Origin of the sequence: Streptomyces sp. NPDC058086, from assembly GCF_042885015.1 — a bacterium.
In the GTDB taxonomy this organism is placed as follows: domain Bacteria; phylum Actinomycetota; class Actinomycetes; order Streptomycetales; family Streptomycetaceae; genus Streptomyces.
Window position 1 is genome coordinate 1 of record NZ_JBHVST010000311.1, and the last position, 1,067, is coordinate 1,067.

Genomic DNA, 1,067 nt, shown 5'->3' on the forward strand with positions numbered 1-1,067 from the left:
GCTATGCTGATCCAGCTCAGGAGCACATGGTCTCCCGCGTAGGGCAGCACGGTGCTGATTATCAAAAGGAGCAGCGGTAGCCAGGCGGGGGAACGGTGACGCTTCGGTGTGCGTGTGGGGGATGTGGTGGTGTGGCCGAGTTCGTGGAGGGCGGTGTTGGCGATCGTGCGGGGGTCACCCACTTCGTGGAGGATCGCGCGGACGTCGCCGGGCCGTTCGGCGCGCGCGACCTCTATGTGCTCGCTGAGGTCGGCGAGGAGTTCCTGACGGGCTGCCGGGGGCAGTGCCGTGCTCTCGCGTTCCACGGTCGCGAGGTACTCCCGAACCAGGGTGTTGTCGTCGGTCTTCAAGGTGCGCCCCTCAGGGGTTGTGCCGGCGCCCGTTGGGGGGCGAAAGGAGGTGGTCGACGGTGTCGCGGAATGCCGGCCAGAGGCCGGTAAAGGAGTCGAGCGCGGTGCGTCCCGCATCGGTCAGCTCGTAATAGCGGCGCGGCGGGCCGGTGGAGGACTCCTGCCAGGTGGTGACGACGAGTTCGTCGCGCCGGAGCCGTGAAAGCAGGGGGTAGACGGTGCCCGGGCTCGTGGCGAGCACGGTCTCCTGCAAGTCCTTCAGCAGCTCGACCCCGTACTTGGGCCCGTCTCGCAGAAGGGCCAGGACGCAGTACTCCAGGACCCCTTTACGGAGCTGGACCTCGATCTTCTCCGGAACCTGATTACTTGCTTCACCGGCTACCATGCAGCACAAGATACCAGGTCTCGCATGTATTTGTCCGTGAGCAGGTGTGCGCAGCCGCTCCACGGCGGCCGATCAACCGCTTCCCAGCTTCATGCCACGAACGCGCCCGCTCAGAGGGGCGACCCGCACGCGCTTGCTACGCGGCCGAGACGACCGCGCGCATCGCGGCCAGGCGGTCACCTGGACCACCCGCCAGACCGAAACCCACAGCTGGAACAGCCTCAACGACGAACAGCGCGCACGCCTGGAAGGTCTCGGGCTCACGCCCCGGACCACACCGGCCACGAAGGGGAAGGGCGCTGGGGCGTTCGAGCGGGGCATCACTGCACTCA

General features: G+C 67.2%; 3 protein-coding genes. 1 reads left to right on the plus strand and 2 read right to left on the minus strand.

Annotation, left to right across the window (positions count from 1 at the left end; translation table 11 throughout):
- Nucleotides 1–350, minus strand: a 350-nt coding sequence (locus ACFVWD_RS58505; RefSeq protein ID WP_389607345.1) for an HAAS signaling domain-containing protein, incomplete at its 3' end; no start/stop codon positions are given.
- Between the two features lie 10 nt (nucleotides 351–360).
- Nucleotides 361–735: a PadR family transcriptional regulator gene (locus tag ACFVWD_RS58510; RefSeq protein WP_073772435.1), complete on the minus strand. Its 375-nt coding sequence runs from the start codon at nucleotides 733–735 to the stop codon at nucleotides 361–363.
- 133 nt (nucleotides 736–868) lie between these two features.
- Between ACFVWD_RS58510 and ACFVWD_RS58515 the strand changes: the two genes are divergently transcribed.
- On the plus strand, nucleotides 869–1,067 hold a 199-nt coding region (locus ACFVWD_RS58515; protein ID WP_389607346.1), incomplete at its 3' end, for a hypothetical protein.